This is a genomic window from Planococcus maritimus, from assembly GCF_001592825.1.
GTDB lineage: Bacteria > Bacillota > Bacilli > Bacillales_A > Planococcaceae > Planococcus > Planococcus maritimus_C.
In genome coordinates, this window is record NZ_LTZG01000021.1 from 238,086 (window position 1) to 253,124 (window position 15,039).

The following is a 15,039-nucleotide window of genomic DNA, read 5'->3' on the forward strand; positions in this document are numbered from 1 at the left end:
TTAGCGAAGTTCGGATTGCACGAGTTTGACGAAGTCCTCAAACGGCATGCTCTCGGAGTTCTGCTCGCCGTACTTACGAACATTGACCGATCCGCTTTCCAGTTCCTTGTCGCCGATAACGAGCATATATGGAACTTTCTGCATTTGTGCTTCGCGGATCTTGTAGCCGAGCTTTTCATCCCGCTCATCGATATCAACGCGAAGTTTATGCTGCTGCATTTTCTCTTGAAGCTCTTTTGCGTATTCGCTGTGGACATCAAGCGACACCGGGATGATCTCCACTTGGACCGGTGCGAGCCATGTCGGGAATGCGCCTTTGTATTCTTCGATCAAGAAAGCGACAAAACGTTCCATTGTAGAAACGACGCCGCGGTGAATGACAACTGGGCGATGCTGTTTGCCGTCCTCGCCGATATACGTCAAATCGAATTTTTCCGGCAATAGGAAATCGAGCTGTACAGTCGATAATGTTTCTTCTTTGCCGAGCGCAGTTTTTACTTGGACATCAAGTTTCGGTCCGTAAAACGCCGCTTCGCCTTCTGCTTCGAAATAATCAAGGCCCAGCTCGTCCATCGCTTCTTTCAACATCGATTGGGCACGGTCCCACATCGCATCATCATCGTAATACTTCTCTTTATCAGCTGGGTCGCGATACGACACGCGGAACGAATAATCCTTCAAGTCGAAATCTTTATAGACTTCGATAACAAGATTGACGACGCGTTTGAATTCTTCTTTGATTTGGTCTGGGCGTACAAACAAGTGAGCGTCATTTAATGTCATGCCGCGCACGCGCTGAAGTCCAGACAAAGCACCTGACATCTCGTAGCGATGCATAAGCCCCAGTTCCGCGATGCGGATCGGCAATTGACGATAAGAATGGATGCCTTGTTTGTAGATCATCATGTGGTGCGGGCAGTTCATTGGGCGCAGGACTAGGTCTTCGTTGTCCATTTGCATGACTGGGAACATATTTTCCTGGTAATGGTCCCAGTGGCCGCTTGTCTTGTACAATTCGACACTGCCCATCACTGGCGTATACACATGGTCATAGCCCATGCGTTCTTCTTTATCGACGATATAGCGTTCGATGATGCGGCGGATCGTCGCGCCTTTTGGCAGCCACATCGGCAAGCCTTGTCCGACTTTTTGGGAGTTCATGAACAAATTAAGTTCTTTGCCGATTTTGCGGTGGTCGCGCTCTTTCGCTTCCTCGAGCATGTCAAGATGCGCTTTCAATTCTTCTTTCTTGAAGAATGCAGTGCCGTAAATGCGCTGCAGCATTTTATTGTCGCTGTTGCCGCGCCAGTAAGCACCGGCAACACTCAATAATTTAAATTCTTTCAGTTTGCCAGTGGACGGTACATGTATGCCGCGGCACAAGTCGAAGAATTCGCCTTGTTCGTAGATCGACACTTGCTCATCTTCAGGAATCGCTTCAAGCAACTCTAATTTATAAGGATCGCTGATTGCTTCAAAACGTTGCTGTGCTTCATTTCTGGACACTTCTACACGGACAATGTCCAAATTTTCGTTGATGATTTTCTTCATTTCTTTTTCGATGACTGGCAAGTCTTCGGCTGTGATGGCTGACTCTGTATCAATATCATAGTAAAAGCCATTTTCAATAACCGGCCCCACACCCAGTTTGGCATCCGGATACAGGCGCTTGACTGCTTGTGCCATCAAATGCGCAGAGCTGTGGCGAAGTACTTCCAACGCTTCCTCGGATTCTGGTGTGATGATGGCAATGTCGCCGTTTTCTTCAAGAGGAGCTTTCAAATCAACCAACTGGCCGGAAAGCTTTCCTGCTACTGCTTTTTTGCGAAGACCCGGGCTGATCGATTGTGCAATTTCTTCAGTAGATGTTCCTTTGGCGAACTCTTTTACTGCGCCGTCTGGGAATGTTAAGTGAATCATGTCTGCCATGTGAATCTCTCCTTTAAATGGTTTGGGTGGATGGGCTAGCCACAGGGTCTGGTTCGCCGCCTCCGCTATTCTTGGTGTCTAGCTTCAGCTGCCTGCTCCTCGGGGTCTTAAGTCACCTTGGCTGTGCGGCATAAAGCGCCGCTCCGCCAATGCGTCTTCAGCCTGTCTGGGGTCCACAGGATGTGGGTCAGCTAAGCGTTGCGACAGGACGTCGCGTTCTTAGCTTAGCTTCCGCTGCTAGGCGCTTCCGCTTTTCTTGATGTCTAGCTCCGGCAACCAGACCCTCGAGGTCACAAGCCAATTTGCTTTTGCGGCAAAGAGCGCCGCTTCAGCAAACCGTCTTGTGCTTGTCGGGTCTTGACGGCTGCCTCCGCTTTTCTTGATGTCTAGCTCCGGCAACCAGACCCTCGAGGTCACAAGCTAATTTGCTTTTGCGGCAAAGAGCGCCGCTTCAGCAAACCGTCTTGTGCTTGTCGGGTCTTGACGGCTGCCTCCGCTTTTCTTTTTTTCCACACAAAAAGCCCCATCCCAAAAGGGACGAAGCTCTGTTCGTGGTTCCACCCTTCTTCTCTTCCGCGTAAGTTTTTCGCGCGCGAAATGAAGCTCTGCATCGGCTAACGGGCCGGTACCGTCACCTGCTACTGGGTTTCGCAGGCGCTGCTCGAAGGGGGTAAACCAAAACGCTGTGCCGGGAAGCTTTCAGCCGTGTCTTCCCTCTCTGTGTGCCGCGCGAAATGGCTCATGTCCTTGTCAATGCATGTAAATCAATATTGATGTTTCTTACTATACGATGAAAAAAATCAAAAGGCAATAGTTTCTATTATTTATTGCGGCGGTTTTCGCCTTCTAGTTTTACCGGGACGGTCAATGTCTCGATACGTTCCATGATGCGCGCTGCTTTCAGGTCTTCTTTTTCGCCGCGCTGGGAATATGTCAAATGGTGAGCCAGTTCAGAGTAGCTGAAATTTGAGCTCATGAAGGTCGGCAATTTCTCTGCCATCCGGTAGTGAAGGATGGTGCCGAGCACTTCGTCGCGCGTCCAGCTCGACATTGCCTCAGCTCCGATGTCGTCAAGCATGAGCACATCGGCTTTTTTAACGTATTCGATTTTTTCCTGCAGCGTATGGTCGCCGATTGCTTGCTTCATTTCGCGCATGAATTCCGGCACGAACACGAGAACGGTTTTCACATTGATTTCGGCCAGTTCGTTCGCGACCGCGCTAAGCAGATACGATTTGCCGGTGCCGAATTTCCCATACAGGTACAAGCCTTTTTCCGGCAGCGAATCCGGGCCTGTCGATTTTTCCAGAAATTCATCGACTGCTCGGAAAGCAGGGAGACGCCGGTCGTCCAGCTCAAAGTTTTCAATTCGCGCCGCCATCACTTCTTTTGGCATATACATGCTGTGGATCAAAGAGGAAGCGTGGCGTTTGTTGTCTTCTGCGGTTTTTAAGCGGCATTTGGTGTACGAGATGCCAATATTGCCGCGTTCCAATACGAGGTTTGGTTCGAATCCTTTTAAATGATTGATGCAGCCGCCAAGATTAGGGCATTTATTGCAGTCATGCGACTGGTCGATGTATTCGTAAAGCTTGCCCATGCCTTTTTCCACTGTCGGGCCGTCAATTTCCTCTTCGTGTTCTTTAAGGAATTTAAGGACACCTGGATGTTCCAGCACTTCTTTTTTCATCGCATCATAGCGCTCGGAAAATGAGGGCGCATTGACCACTCGCTTCATCGTTTCACGAATCGGTTCCATCTAATCACCCTTTCTTTTCTTCAACGCAAGCTTCGCCAGCAATTTTTGTTTTTCCTGTTCGAGTTGTTCGCTTGATGTTCCTTGAGACGGCGGTTCCACTTCGTCTTTCTTATTGAACCATTCAGGCAGCTTTTCTTCGCGGATCGGTTTGCGGCCGGAAGATGCCGATTTCTTAGGCGCGGCGCCTGATTCGTTTTTCCATTTCATGTATTGCGTATGCTCGATGCGTGCAAATTCCATCGCCTGTTTAGCGGTCGTGACATTTTTTCTGAGCCAATGCGAGGCGATTTTTTCTACATACGCTTTTGTCAGTTTCATATCTGTCCGCAACAAGACGTATTGAAGCAATACATTGACGACAGCCGGCTCCATGCCATGCTGTGTCACGAGCTGGTTCGCCAATTGCACATCGGCCGGCAGCGGCTCTTTGCCATTCGCAATATCGCGCAACACTTGGAGCGGCGATGCCGATTCCAAATAAGCTATCAATTCGTCTTCTTTATTGATCGGCGCTTGTTGCGAGTCCGGCTTTTGCTCCTGCACTTTTGGTTCTGCCTTTTTGATTGGCTCAAGTTTCGGTGCAGTCGTCGTTACGGTCATTTTATAATAGTCCGAAGCGGCTTTACGCAGCCCGTCCTCATCAATCCGGTAGTCATCTTCAATCGCCAGCAACACCACTTTTTGCATTTCCAACGGCCCAAAGCCATAAAGGAAAGACAATTTGGCGATAAAATGACGGATGCCCGGCGTTAATACACGCTTTGGCACGAGTTGTTCGGATAAGCCTTGGCGCAGCAGTGCGAAATCGAAATCCTGCTCCATTTCGTATTCCCCATCTGTTCGTGCCTCTAACTCTTTTTGATCTGCAGGATAGCCAGACTTTGCATGCACCGGTTGAAAAATATCCGTGAAGGTCCTAGATACTTCCTCGTATCCTTCGGCAATCGGCGACTGGATGACAAATCGGTCGCGAACACGACGATAAGAAGATTCCCCTATTTTACTGAACAGGAACATCGACAGGAGCGGGTCTGCAAAAAAAGTTTTTGGATCGAGCGGTGGGCATAGCTCATAAATAAAGGAGCGGTCATCTCCGTCTTTTCGGTAAGTCTTCAACAAACCGATGGCTTCAAGTTGAATGCGCGATTCAAAAATTGACTTGGCTGGTTTCCCAAGCGTATTCATCAAATTATAATGCGTGGAATCGGCAGTGTGGATTTCTCCATCCGCCCACAATGTTAAATAAAGTGAGATGGCCTCCGAACCGATCATTGGCTGATAAAGCAGTGTCAACAATTGGCGGTCATAATTGGAAAATGGGTACGGCATGCGGATCCGGTATAAGTCGGCGGCCTGCAGTTCTTTGTATATCGTCATTTCGTCACCGCCTTATTTGCTGTCCTTATCGCCAGGGTTACGGTCAAGCAAATCTTTCAGTTCGTCGATGAAGACGGTGATGTCTTTAAACTGGCGGTAGACCGAAGCGAAGCGGACATAGGCGACTTCGTCGATATCCGCTAAGCGGTTCATGACCAATTCTCCGACTTCTTCCGACTTCACTTCAGGGTTGCCGCTCCGGCGAAGTTCTTTTTCGATATCGAAAACGACACTTTCGAGCATATCAAGTGAGACAGGGCGTTTTTCACAAGCACGGATTAAACCGCGCAATACTTTTTCGCGGCTGAACTCTTCACGGGAGCCATCTTTCTTTACAACGATCAGCGGCATTTCCTCCACTTTCTCAAATGTGGTGAAGCGGTAACCGCACGCTTCGCATTCACGGCGCCTGCGGATTGATTTCATTTCATCTATTGGCCGCGAATCTACAACGCGGGTGCCGTTATGCTGGCAAGCTGGACATTTCATGGTAGACATCTCCCCGATAATTCTCTTTCTAGTAGTAACAGTATAACAAAAATATTCTCTATACATTAGAAAAAGCAGAGGAATTTCTCCTCTGCTTGTGTTTTGCCTTATTAGCGGTCCATTACACCGTCAGTGATACTTTTGTCGCTCCGGCGCCGACTGGTCCCATGCCGCGTGGCACTTCCGTTACTTCGCTCTGTTTTGAGTTCAAAGCTTGCGCGATGTAATCTGCTGCGATTGTCGGATCGAGATCTCCACAAGTATAGACATCTACACTTGCATATCCGTGTTCCGGGAAGCTGTGGATAGTCAGGTGTGATTCCGAAATGATGACTACGCCGCTGACACCCTGTGGTGCAAATTTATGAAAAGCGACTTCGCGGATTTCCGCACCTGATTTGAGTGCTGCATCAACAAAAGTCTTTTCGATATAGTCCATATCGTTTAATTTGTCAAAATCACACTGCCAAAGTTCTGCGATTACGTGACGTCCCATAGTTTCCATGGTTCGTTTCCCCCTTTGATAACATTTTGTTTTTGCGCAAAATATTCAAAGTTGACTACCACGGGGGAAAGTTAGTCCAGAGAGGTCCTAACCCTTTAAGCAGCCATAAGAATAATAATATACGCTCCTAATTCCTTGCTCTTCAAGTAAATAGAAATTGAGAAGTGGCAGCCATTTTTGGCTACGATTCATAGTATATGATGAATGTTTTCGAATTGCAATAAATAAATGCGCCAACGGGCATTTTTTTTCGTAATAATGAAAAAAAGATTCCGCTTTTCTAATAAGAAGAAAAGCAGAATCTTTTTGCATTATTTTGAAGTGACCGCCATAGAATTGGCTACTTTTTTCATCAAGTCGACAACGCGGGCAGAATAACCCCATTCGTTATCGTACCATGCCAGCACTTTCACTTTGCGGTCTCCCATAACAATGGTAGTTAGACCATCAACGATTGCTGAGCTTGGGTTGGTGTTGAAGTCGATCGATACAAGCGGTTCCATCGTCAAATCAAGAATGCCGGAAAGTGCGCCTTCTGACGCTTCCGTGAATGCACGATTGACGTCTTCAACCGTCACATCCTGCTGGACATCAACCACGAGGTCCACAAGGGATACGTTAGGTGTCGGCACACGAAGCGCTAAACCATGTAATTTGCCTTCGAGTTCGGGCAAAACCAAAGATAAGGCTTTGGCAGCCCCCGTTGAGGTCGGGATAATCGATTGTGCACATGCACGGGCGCGACGCAAATCCTTGTGTGGGTTGTCGAGATTTTTTTGATCATTTGTATACGCATGGACGGTTGTCATCAATCCATTTTCAATGCCGAACGCATCATTCAACACTTTAGCGACAGGTGCCAAGCAATTGGTCGTACAGCTGGCATTCGAGATAATGTGATGTTTTTCGACATCCAATTTGTCATCATTGACGCCCATAACAATTGTGATATCCTCATTTTTACCAGGCGCAGTCAAGATGACTTTTTTCGCCCCAGCATCCAAATGAAGCGCAGCTTGATCGCGTGAGTTGAACTTGCCGGTCGCTTCAATGACAATATCGACGCCCATTTCTCCCCATGGAAGTTTCAACGGATCACGTTCGCTGACCAATTGTATGCGCTTACCATTTACAACTAACACATTCCCTTCTGCTCTTACATCACCAGAGAAAGTACCATGGTTTGTGTCATACTTAATCAAATGGGCAAGTGTTTCTGCCGGATAACTGGCATTGACCGCCGAAATTGTCACGTCATCCATTAACACTGCTTGTCTGAAAACCATACGGCCAATACGGCCAAACCCGTTAATTGCAATCGATACTGTCATGTATTTGTCCCCCAATTAAATAAGTCATACTTATATTTTCAATTCGTTATATAGTATAACACATTATTCATTTTAGAGAACCTCGAAACAAAAGAAAGCGCATACTTTTTTATAATTGTGTCTGCCATCTATCCAATATGCGCATTAATTGGCGTTTAGTGTCGTCGATTGATCCGTTGTTGTCGAGCACTTCATCTGCTCCTTCTTCTTTGACACTCATCGGCAATTGGGAAGCGATACGCGCTTTTGCTTCTTGCTCGGTCAAGCCGTTGCGTTCCATTAGTCGTTTTAACTGCTCTTGTTCCGAAACGCTGACGACCAATATTTTATCGACCATATGCTGTAATTTGCTTTCAAATAGCAGCGGAATGTCCATGATAACGGTTTCATTTCCCGCTTCAAGAAAAACCTGCCTTTGTCTGAGCATTTCCCGGCGTATAGCCGGGTGGATAATGTCATTTAATTTTTTTCGGCTAGCCGGATCGTTGAAAATAATCGTCCCCACTCGCTCGCGGTCCATTGAACCATCAGCCCGGATGACTTCCGGACCAAATATTTCTTCAATGCTCTTTAATGTTTGAGTTCCGGGTTCGACAACCTGTCTGGCGACCAGATCTGCGTCTACAACCGGATACCCCAGGTCTTGGAGCATTTGCGAGACGGTGCTTTTACCGCTCGCGATGCTGCCGGTCAATCCAATAATCATTTGCTTTCCTCATTTCTGGCAAGACGGGCAATAAACAGAAGCCCGGCCTGCAATTTTCACTGTCTTTGTTTCTGTTCCGCAAAATGAGCACTCTTTTTTGCCATACATTCCAAAGCGATTCTGCATGCTGCCCGATTCGCCGTTGATGTTGCGGTAATCGGAAATTGTGCTGCCGCCTGCATCGATACTTTCAAGCAAAATCGCGGCTATTGCTTGGAATAGTTCGACTTTCCGCTTACGGCTGATCCGACTCGCTGCTCGTTTCGGATGAATTCTCATCCGAAACAACGCTTCTGTTGCGTAGATATTGCCGCATCCTGAGATGACCGTACCGTCCATGATGACTTCTTTGATTGGCTTATTGCGGAACTTCGGACTTTCCGCCTGCTGCAAAAACCACTCTAGTGCTTCATCGACAAAAGGTTCAGGCGCCATCAACAATAAGGGAGGGAAATCCGCTTCTGTTTCCAGCACACGCATTTCCCCAAATCTCCGGATGTCTGAGAACGCCAGTAAATTGCCATCATCAAGCGTCAGGACTACATGAACGTGTCGCCTGAACTTGTCTTCTGGAATAGACAGCAGGCTGTCGACGAAAAACCATGCCCCCGACATGCCTAGATGATTGACGAGCAAAAATTCCTGCTCACTTTTCAAGGTCATATAAATATATTTGCTGCGTCGTTCGACAGCGAGTATTTGGGCACCAGTCAAGCGCTCTTGAAAGCTATCTGCTCCGATTCGCTTCAAGATCGCCTCTTTGCCCAAATGCTTCGATTTTCGGATCGTCTCGGACACATCAACAGAGACGATGCGTTTGCCGATCGATACGGGGCGGATTTGCCGGACCACCCCTTCTACTTCCGGAAGTTCCGGCATCTTGCATTCCTCCTTATTTCGTATCGTACCAAGTATCTCCTGTGGCAATATCCACTTTCAGAGGCACGTTGAGCTTAACCGCTGACTCCATTACTTCTGGAACCAATGCCATCAACTTTTCCAATTCTTCTGCAGGCGCTTCAAAGATCAACTCATCGTGCACTTGCAGAATCATTTTCGATTGAAGCCCTTCGCGTTCAAGTGCCGTATCCATTTCAATCATCGCCTGTTTGATGACATCGGCTGCACTTCCTTGAATCGGCGTATTCATCGCCGTCCGTTCCGCAAAGCTGCGCAAATTGAAATTCGAGCTATTGATGTCTGGTAAATAACGGCGGCGGTTCATCAAGGTCGTGACGAATCCGTCTTTTTTCGCTTGTTCGACGATTGATGTCATATAGCCTTGGACCCCTGGAAAACTGGCTAAATACTGTTCAATAAATTCGGCTGCTTCTTTTCGCGTGATGTTCAAGTTTTGCGACAAGCCGTAGTCACTAATTCCGTAGACAATGCCAAAGTTGACTGCTTTGGCAGCACGGCGCATATCCGAGGTCACGTCTTCAAGCGCTACATTGAACACATCGCTAGCCGTTTTCGTATGAATATCCAAATCCGACTGGAATGCTTCAATCAAACTTTCATCTTTCGACATATGGGCGAGGACACGCAATTCGATCTGGGAATAATCTGCCGCAACCATGACCCATCCCGGTTGTGATGGGACGAAGGCTTTGCGGATTTTGCGGCCTTCATCAAGGCGTACCGGGATGTTCTGTAAGTTCGGGTTTGTGGAACTGAGCCTGCCAGTCGTCGTTAAGGCTTGCTGGAAACGCGTATGGACTTTGCCATCTTCGTGAATCTCTTTTAGTAACCCTTCAATATACGTTGACAACAATTTTCCAAGCTGGCGATACATAAGAATATGGTGAATGATTTCGTGCTTGCCTTCCAATTTCTCGAGCACATCTGCAGCCGTCGAATAGCCGGTTTTTGTCTTTTTGATCGCTGGTAAGCCAAGCTGCTCGAATAGGATAACTCCTAGTTGCTTCGGTGAATTGATATTAAATGCCCCTCCGGCAAGTGCGTAAATCTCTTGCTCGATCATGCCGAGCTTGCGTTTCAATTCTACGCCCATGTCAGCCAATTGCTCCCGGTCCACTTTGACGCCAAGCGATTCCATTTGGCCGAGCACTTTCGCAAGTGGCAGCTCCAATTTATCGTACAAGTCAAATTGCTCGTTTTCTTCTAATTTGTCAACAACCACAGGCCGCACATTGAAAATGGCTCTCGCTTTTCTAGCCATATGCTCATTCAAGTCGTCAGCTTCAGGAACTTTTTTCTTTGCGCCTTTGCCGTAGACTTGCTCGTTGGTCGACACGTCCGAATAACCGTATTCCCGGACGATATCCGAAAGGTCGGTATACTTTAGTGATGGATTGACGATATATGCCCCCAACATCAAATCGAAGTCCACTCCATCGATTTTTATGCCCTTTCTAAGAAACGCCGCAGTGGCCGCTTTTGAATCCGACATATACTTAGCGGCGGATGGATCTTCTAGCCAAGTTTTGAATTCGTCGGATTGCTCCACCACTTCCATCGGGATGACATATGTTGCTGTCTCAGATGCCAAAGAGACGCCCAGTAAATCGCAGCTGTGATAATGCTCATCATATAGCTCTAAATGGACCGCCATGCCGTCTTCCAGCAAGCTCTTATCAACTGTTTCAAGCACTTCGAAATGCAGTTCTTTCTTCTCGGTTTCCTCTGCCGTATAATCTAGTTTTTCCAATAAAGATTTAAATCCAAGTTCATTCCAGATACGCACCAATTCGTCTTGGTCAGGTCCTGTGTAATCGAGTTCGCCGATTGACACTTCGACCGGCGCTTGCCGTTCGATGGTGGCCAATTTTTTGGACAAATGCGCAAGCTCTTCGTTTTCTACAAGCTTTTCCTTCATCTTGCCCTTTTGTTCCTCTATCGCTTCGTACACGCCTTCTACTGAGCCATGTTTGGCGAGCAGCTTCAAAGCTGTCTTTTCACCGACGCCAGGAACTCCTGGAATGTTATCAGAGGAATCACCCATCAAACCTTTCATATCAATGATTTGCAATGGGGTCAGGCCATATTTTTCCTGAATATGCTCCACAGTGTATTTCTCGATATCGGTAATGCCTTTACGGGTGATGTAGACAACTGTCGATTCCGAGGCAAGCTGAGTCAAATCTTTGTCTCCTGATACGACGACGACTTGATCACCCGCTTGTTCTGCTTGAAGGCTCAATGTGCCAATGATATCGTCCGCCTCATAATTATTGAGCTCGTATTGTTTAATTTGGTATGCAGAAAGCAGCTTACGCAAATACGGGAACTGCTCCGACAGTTCCGGCGGAGTTTTTTGCCGGCCGCCTTTATATTCCGAATAGGCTTCGTTGCGGAAAGTCGTTTTACCGGCATCGAACGCCACCATCATATGCGTCGGCTTTTCTTCCTCCAACAGCTTTTGCAGCATCGTCGTGAATCCGTAAACTGCATTCGTATGTACACCGTTGTCATTTGTCAGTAGTGGCAGCGCGAAAAAAGCGCGGTATGCCAGGCTGTTGCCATCGAGCAATAAGATTTTCTTTGACACAAAATTACCCCTTTCCATAAAAAAAGCCGTCATTCCCTTTATTTTACCACGCAGGCAAATAGAAGAGAAATGACGGCTCACTAGCTATTCAAGATTTCCGGACAACAACCTTGCATACGGCGAATCTGACGGCATAATGATCACCGTATCTTCACCAACCGTTTTCGAATACGATTCGAGTGAACGGTATAACTCATAAAACTCAGGATCTTTCGAGAACGATTCGTTATAAATTTGAGCGGCTTCCGCTTCCCCATCCGCTTGGATCAAGGCGGCTTCTTTCTTAGCTGTCGCAATGACCTCCTGCGCTTCACGGTCGGCTTGAGCTTCGATTTCACGTTTGCGTGCATCACCTTGTGACAGGTAATCCTGTGCAGTTGAATCACGCTCTGAGATCATGCGCGTAAAGACGGCCTGTTCGTTTTCTGCAGGCAAGTCGGTGCGTTTCATGCGGACATCGACAACTTCGATGCCGTATTGGTCTGTTTCTAGTAATTCATTGACTCGCGTCGTTACTGTATCATTCAAGCTGCCACGCGATGAGTTTTCATCGTTGATGATTTCATCGTAATTCAGTTGGCCAAGCTCTGTTCGCACGACAGAATAGATAAACTCTTCCATACGCGATTCCGCGTTAATGATCGTGCCGGCATTCGAAATCATGCTTAAAGGATCGGTCACATGCCAAACCGCGTAATTATCGATGAGAATTCTTTTTTTGTCTCTCGTATTGATTTCTGCTTCCGTCACATCGTAGGTCATCTGGTATTTCGGGATGGTCGTCACGCTCTGAATGAACGGAACTTTCATTTTGATGCCGGGATCTTCTTGGACTTTGACGACTTCACCGAACTGGCGAACGACGCGATATTCATTTTCTTTCACGACATAAATATTGGTCAGGACAATTAATAGGGTAAAAAAGACGATCGCCGAAATGACAATGGTTTTCCAGTGTTTACGGAAATTGATCGGCTCTCTAGGCTCTCTCGGTTTTTTGGCACGGTTTTTATTGCCAAAAATATCTGTTGTGTTGGAGTTTCCAAATGGTTGTTTTGGATCCATCAGTTGCCGCCTCCTTCTTCTGTTTCTTCTTCAGCTGCCGGCGGTACGACGGTCTGCATTTCACCGAGCGGCAAATATTTCATCGTTCCTTCATCGTCATTCATAATATAAAGTTTGGCATCCGGCAGAACCGATTCCAAGGTTTCCATGATCAAGCGTTGTTTTGTCACTTCAGGATTGCCTTCGTACTCGGCATACAACTTGTCGAATACCGCAACATCCCCTGTTGCTTGCTCGACACGTTCCACTTTTTGCGCTTCTGCACGGGAATTGATGGCCGATTTCTCACCTAAAGCTTCATTACGTTTCTGGTTTTCGTATTTATTCGCTTCGTTGATTTTTGTGTTCATCGTCTCACGAGCATCTGTCACATTCGTGAATGCTGCACGGACTTCTTCGTTCGGCAATTCAACATCTTGCAATTTAACTGCCAAGACCGAAATGCCGATATCGTATTCTTCTATAAGTGAAGACAAGAGATCACGCGTTTCCGCTTCGATTTCTGCTTTCCCGGAAGTTAATGCATCGTCAATCAACGAACTGCCGATAATCGACCGGATCGAGGCGGATGTGGCATCATGAAGCATTTCCCGGGGATCTTCTGCATTGAACAGGAATTTTTTCGGGTCAGTGATCTTCCACTGGACGACCAGATCCGTCAAGACGATGTTCTCATCTCCCGTAATCATTTTAGTTTCTTTGTCGTAGGATGTGACTTCCCCTTCTGCGTTTTGGTCATAACCAAATTGAAGGCTGTAAGTTTCTTTTGACATCACTTCCGCTTTTTGGATCGGCCAAGGCATCTTGAAGTGGAGCCCTGATTCAGTTACCGGCTCTCCCGCCTCGCCGAATGTAATGATGACCGCTTGTTCAGACTCATCGACTGTATACCAGGATGTAAAGACCGCAACCAATAAAAGTATGCCGACGACCGACAGCCCGATAATCGATAGCACTCGTTTCGTAGTCATGTTGTTTCCCCCTTTTTCTTTATAATTATGTATACGGAATGATTGTGAAATAGTTTCATGAAAATAGAAAAAGAGCCCGGGGAGGGGCTCTTTTTCAAGTCATGCGGTTGAAGGGGGTTCTATTAAAGAATAGCACCCCATTATGAAGCTAGTGTTAAGCCTTTGTAAACTTACCATTGATTATTTTTATATTTTTTATAATAATTCACTTGGCGCGCAAACAGATACAGTTTGCGTTTCATATGAGTATCTTTTTTATAGAATAGCGGATTGCCGTATTTCTTTTCCTTGATCAAGCGCTTGATATCTTTTTGGACTGCCTGGTTTTGAACGAAATTGCGTAACACGACTTTTGGAACGACCGTAAACAGGAAATCCTCGTTCAAATAAGTGATCGGCTTCTCTGTTTTGTAGATCAAATCATCGACTAGGTATTGTGCCATATTATGGCCAAGCGCAGTTACGTAATAACTAGACCGTCCTTGACGGATATTCACTTCAAAGACTTTGAATTTCTTATCGCGCGAATCGTATTTTAAATCGAAATTAGCGAATCCGGTATAACCGACCGCTTCGAGGAAATGCTGGAGTTTTTCCATCATTTCTTTGTCAAAGCGCGTGATGAGTGCCGTATAATTGCCGATAGCCGTGACGGTGTGCTCCTGCAAGACAACTTGTGCATAAGTCACCAATTGCGTCTGGCCCTTTGCACTGGCGTAAATGACAGAATCCCACATGTATGTATCATCGCCAGGGATGAAATCCTGAATGATCAATTCATCACGGTAGCCGCTCGCTTTAATTTTTTGGATGACTTCGAATAATTCTTTCGGGCTGTCCACTTTATAGACTTTTTCCTGCCCCGCGAATTTGTTGCGGCTGTATTCGATGCCATTGCTCGGTTTAACGACAACCGGATACATCATATCGCTGTCGTCGAATGGCACATCTTTGCTGCAGTCGTAAAAATAAGTAGTCGGCGTATCGATGCCATGCTCTTTGCATAATGCGTAAAAATTCGCCTTCATCTGCAATTGGTTCATCAAATCTTCAGTCGGATAATTAAAGACATAATGTTCACGTAGCACTTTAGCGTTTTCAATAATTAAACGCACGTACAAATCGTTCGTGCCGACCAGCAGCAAAGTTTTGCCGGGCGCTCTGTATTTGTCAGCCATGCCGATCAAAATATCAGCGAAATGCTCCGGCTCAGACAATTTTTTATCAAATTCGATTGTTTCCGTAATCGAGCTCATCTCTGTAAAGGATAAAGGCTCTTTTCCGATCAAGATCGGCTTGATTCCGTATGCTTCATGAAATGAAATCGCCATATTATAAGCATTCATATCAGTGCCGACAATGATCGGCAAAAATGGGTGATTGGTTTCCATATGTT

The 15,039-nt window shown here is 46.6% G+C and carries 13 protein-coding genes; all 13 read right to left on the bottom strand.

Annotated elements, in window-relative coordinates; translation table 11 throughout:
- The gene (gene thrS, locus AY633_RS11595) at window positions 1-1,929 is read right to left on the bottom strand and encodes a threonine--tRNA ligase (RefSeq protein ID WP_068461704.1); all 1,929 of its coding nucleotides are present in this window, start codon (window positions 1,927-1,929) and stop codon (window positions 1-3) included.
- 413 nt (window positions 1,930-2,342) lie between these two features.
- Window positions 2,343-2,540 (bottom strand): hypothetical protein, encoded by a 198-nt coding sequence (locus AY633_RS16645; RefSeq protein WP_068488488.1) that lies wholly within the window; start codon window positions 2,538-2,540, stop codon window positions 2,343-2,345.
- A gap of 209 nt (window positions 2,541-2,749) precedes the next feature.
- Window positions 2,750-3,688: a primosomal protein DnaI gene (gene dnaI / locus AY633_RS11605; protein ID WP_068488489.1), complete on the bottom strand. Its 939-nt coding sequence runs from the start codon at window positions 3,686-3,688 to the stop codon at window positions 2,750-2,752.
- Complete coding sequence (locus AY633_RS11610) at window positions 3,689-5,065, bottom strand: replication initiation and membrane attachment family protein (protein WP_068488490.1); 1,377 nt, start codon at window positions 5,063-5,065, stop codon at window positions 3,689-3,691.
- 12 nt (window positions 5,066-5,077) lie between these two features.
- On the bottom strand, window positions 5,078-5,554 hold the full coding sequence (gene nrdR / locus AY633_RS11615; protein WP_068488491.1) for a transcriptional regulator NrdR: 477 nt from the start codon (window positions 5,552-5,554) through the stop codon (window positions 5,078-5,080).
- A 121-nt stretch (window positions 5,555-5,675) separates the two neighbouring features.
- Complete coding sequence (gene speD / locus AY633_RS11620; RefSeq protein ID WP_068461696.1) at window positions 5,676-6,059, bottom strand: adenosylmethionine decarboxylase; 384 nt, start codon at window positions 6,057-6,059, stop codon at window positions 5,676-5,678.
- A gap of 311 nt (window positions 6,060-6,370) precedes the next feature.
- Window positions 6,371-7,390 (bottom strand): glyceraldehyde-3-phosphate dehydrogenase, encoded by a 1,020-nt coding sequence (locus AY633_RS11625; protein ID WP_068488492.1) that lies wholly within the window; start codon window positions 7,388-7,390, stop codon window positions 6,371-6,373.
- Window positions 7,391-7,499: 109 nt separating this feature from the next.
- Window positions 7,500-8,096 (bottom strand): dephospho-CoA kinase, encoded by a 597-nt coding sequence (gene coaE, locus AY633_RS11630; RefSeq protein ID WP_068488493.1) that lies wholly within the window; start codon window positions 8,094-8,096, stop codon window positions 7,500-7,502.
- A 9-nt stretch (window positions 8,097-8,105) separates the two neighbouring features.
- Window positions 8,106-8,975 (bottom strand): bifunctional DNA-formamidopyrimidine glycosylase/DNA-(apurinic or apyrimidinic site) lyase, encoded by an 870-nt coding sequence (mutM, locus tag AY633_RS11635; protein WP_068488494.1) that lies wholly within the window; start codon window positions 8,973-8,975, stop codon window positions 8,106-8,108.
- 13 nt (window positions 8,976-8,988) lie between these two features.
- On the bottom strand, window positions 8,989-11,625 hold the full coding sequence (gene polA / locus AY633_RS11640; protein ID WP_186008770.1) for a DNA polymerase I: 2,637 nt from the start codon (window positions 11,623-11,625) through the stop codon (window positions 8,989-8,991).
- 66 nt (window positions 11,626-11,691) lie between these two features.
- Window positions 11,692-12,672: a protease modulator HflC gene (gene hflC / locus AY633_RS11645; protein ID WP_068488496.1), complete on the bottom strand. Its 981-nt coding sequence runs from the start codon at window positions 12,670-12,672 to the stop codon at window positions 11,692-11,694.
- Window positions 12,672-13,643: an FtsH protease activity modulator HflK gene (gene hflK / locus AY633_RS11650; RefSeq protein WP_068488497.1), complete on the bottom strand. Its 972-nt coding sequence runs from the start codon at window positions 13,641-13,643 to the stop codon at window positions 12,672-12,674. Before hflK ends, hflC begins: the two co-directional genes overlap by 1 nt.
- A gap of 170 nt (window positions 13,644-13,813) precedes the next feature.
- A complete protein-coding gene (locus AY633_RS11655) occupies window positions 13,814-15,034 on the bottom strand; it encodes a carboxylate--amine ligase (RefSeq protein ID WP_068488498.1) in 1,221 nt (406 codons plus the stop codon).
- Window positions 15,035-15,039: the final 5 nt, after the last annotated feature.

Coding starts and splice junctions, on each gene's coding strand:
- thrS (WP_068461704.1), bottom strand. CDS start 1,929: ATGGCAGACATGATTCACTTAACATTCCCAGACGGCGCAGTAAAAGAG.
- AY633_RS16645 (WP_068488488.1), bottom strand. CDS start 2,540: ATGCAGAGCTTCATTTCGCGCGCGAAAAACTTACGCGGAAGAGAAGAA.
- dnaI (WP_068488489.1), bottom strand. CDS start 3,688: ATGGAACCGATTCGTGAAACGATGAAGCGAGTGGTCAATGCGCCCTCA.
- AY633_RS11610 (WP_068488490.1), bottom strand. CDS start 5,065: ATGACGATATACAAAGAACTGCAGGCCGCCGACTTATACCGGATCCGC.
- nrdR (WP_068488491.1), bottom strand. CDS start 5,554: ATGAAATGTCCAGCTTGCCAGCATAACGGCACCCGCGTTGTAGATTCG.
- speD (WP_068461696.1), bottom strand. CDS start 6,059: ATGGAAACTATGGGACGTCACGTAATCGCAGAACTTTGGCAGTGTGAT.
- AY633_RS11625 (WP_068488492.1), bottom strand. CDS start 7,390: ATGACAGTATCGATTGCAATTAACGGGTTTGGCCGTATTGGCCGTATG.
- coaE (WP_068488493.1), bottom strand. CDS start 8,096: ATGATTATTGGATTGACCGGCAGCATCGCGAGCGGTAAAAGCACCGTC.
- mutM (WP_068488494.1), bottom strand. CDS start 8,975: ATGCCGGAACTTCCGGAAGTAGAAGGGGTGGTCCGGCAAATCCGCCCC.
- polA (WP_186008770.1), bottom strand. CDS start 11,625: ATGGAAAGGGGTAATTTTGTGTCAAAGAAAATCTTATTGCTCGATGGC.
- hflC (WP_068488496.1), bottom strand. CDS start 12,672: ATGGATCCAAAACAACCATTTGGAAACTCCAACACAACAGATATTTTT.
- hflK (WP_068488497.1), bottom strand. CDS start 13,643: ATGACTACGAAACGAGTGCTATCGATTATCGGGCTGTCGGTCGTCGGC.
- AY633_RS11655 (WP_068488498.1), bottom strand. CDS start 15,034: ATGGAAACCAATCACCCATTTTTGCCGATCATTGTCGGCACTGATATG.